This window comes from Maribacter aquimarinus (assembly GCF_047345505.1).
Taxonomy (GTDB): Bacteria; Bacteroidota; Bacteroidia; order Flavobacteriales; family Flavobacteriaceae; genus Maribacter.
In genome coordinates, this window is record NZ_JBLFEO010000062.1 from 1 (window position 1) to 1,919 (window position 1,919).

Annotated in this window: 2 protein-coding genes and 1 pseudogene; all 3 read right to left on the bottom strand. The window is 39.7% G+C overall.

Annotated elements, in window-relative coordinates; genetic code table 11:
- Positions 1-220 precede the first annotated feature (220 nt).
- The gene (locus ACKWCC_RS19165; RefSeq protein WP_413997582.1) at positions 221-433 is read right to left on the bottom strand and encodes a hypothetical protein; all 213 of its coding nucleotides are present in this window, start codon (positions 431-433) and stop codon (positions 221-223) included.
- Positions 434-469: 36 nt separating this feature from the next.
- Entirely contained in the window at positions 470-1,018 is a 549-nt protein-coding gene (locus ACKWCC_RS19170; RefSeq protein WP_413997583.1) for a CPBP family intramembrane glutamic endopeptidase, read from the bottom strand.
- A 280-nt stretch (positions 1,019-1,298) separates the two neighbouring features.
- Positions 1,299-1,682, bottom strand: a pseudogene (locus ACKWCC_RS19175) (hypothetical protein); the annotation flags it as partial.
- Positions 1,683-1,919: the final 237 nt, after the last annotated feature.

Sequence of the window (1,919 nt, forward strand, 5' to 3'; positions counted from 1 at the left end):
GTACTGCCGGATCATCCCGATGATCTGGCTCTCTGTAAACTTGCTTTTTTTCATTGTCCCAAAATTTAAAGTTACTCATTTTCCCATTTTAGAGCACTCCGGATTTTGGGGTAGCTTTCAAAAACACCCCCAACATAACCGCCCAAAAATGACGCTCCTGTACCAAAAGGGGAAGCACCCCTAGGGCCCAAAGCTTGAGCACCTGTACCCAGACCGGCCGCTACAGCGCCATTCTTGATGCTTTCTGAAAAATGACTTGAACCAATACATCTTCTTGGAATAGGTGTTCCGTTGGTTTCGTTGTGTTGCCAAAACCATCAGCCCAATTCTCTACTGCTCTGGCAAAATGATCGGCATCAATTGGCCAAAACCCTTTCTGGATTCCCCAATTCGAACTGGTTTTGGTGGTTCTTGGTCTTCTGGGATCATCCATGTCAATAGCCACAGTTTTTGATTTTTTTTTTGCACTTCAGTCAATTGCGCTGGCGCTAATGTTCTTTAATCCATACATCAGGCCCAAGGCACAAAAAATGTAAGCAAGCGTATAGATGTAATAAAACTCACCTACGGAAACCACAAAATCTGTGGTAAGGCCAATAAACAAATTCACCAAGGAATGGAAAAGGATGCTGCATATTACCGAATCTGTTTTATAATAGACATAACCATAAAGGATTCCGATAAGAAAAAATTGCAAGAAATTTTCTAAATCCAAATGCACCAGGGCGAAGAGAAAACTGGAAAACAGTAGAGCGAACATCGTAGAATGATTTTCCTTTATTTTTGAAAATATTATTTTTCTATAAAGTACTTTTTCTAAAATTGGGCCGATTAAAAGAGCCTTCATATATAGGTAGATGGTGTCAATGCTATTAAATGTTGGCGTTTTGTATTTGAAAAAAGAAAGATTTCCTGCCTTGATTTTTTCAAAGAAAGCCATAATGTCTCCCAAGGGGTAAAGCACATAAGTGGAAAAGGCGATCAAGACTATTAAAGAGATCAATCTAAAACTGGGCAATCTATTGGATTTTAAGATGTTTTTGCTCCAAATCTTAATCGCAAAAAATATCCCAATCACGAAACTGAGGTCTATAAATATTAAATGGACCAGGAAAGCAAAATTCGAATTTTTAATGTACAATTGTGGGTAAATGAAGTAAGCAGAGAGAACCTGAAGAAAAATTATTGATAGTATGATAAAAATTGTCACAACGATGTTATTTAGACGATTTTCTTTCATTTTAAACCAATAATCGAGGAATTGGGCTAGGTGCCCAATCCCATCGTTTTTCTGTTGATTAATTCATGTAATGACCATTCGGATTGTTTATGCGAACCCCCAGACCAGGGCAGCCATCAGAATGATTTTTATTCATCAAAATTCTTGTAAGTGGTGTTGTCCATGGTCTCGGGGCCTGAGTCTCGTTGTAAAGGGTTGTACATGAGTGGCAAGATCCATATGTTGCGCCTGCTGGGGTATTACCGGTGTAGTTACCATAACCTATCACCTCATCTGCATCAAAGGTACCACCAAAGCCGTTGGCATCCCCCGCACAGCCACCTGCACCCTGGAATTCGGCGTCTCCCATTTCCCATTTTTCCACAGGTCCTAGATGCCTATGCCCACGCCCTCCTTTAATTTGCAATAATTCATCCGTCCCAATGGCCTCAAAATCTTGTAAATTTAGTTTTCATACCTTGCATATTGAGTTCAATTCACTAAATGTTGGCTTTGCTTTTGGTGTGCACCATTACCCCATATACGGCTAAGCCCATTAAAACTAATGCAGAAACTAAAATAGGGCTTGCTGATTTTCTATCAACGGGAAGGTAAGATATTAACAATCAGCATTTTATTTTTGAACAATCGACGAATTCCGTTGTACAAGTGCACGGGTTTCCGTAACTTAGGGTAACAT

Excerpts from the sequence above, each read along its gene's own strand:
- ACKWCC_RS19165 (WP_413997582.1), bottom strand. The coding sequence starts at position 433 with ATGGATGATCCCAGAAGACCAAGAACCACCAAAACCAGTTCGAATTGG.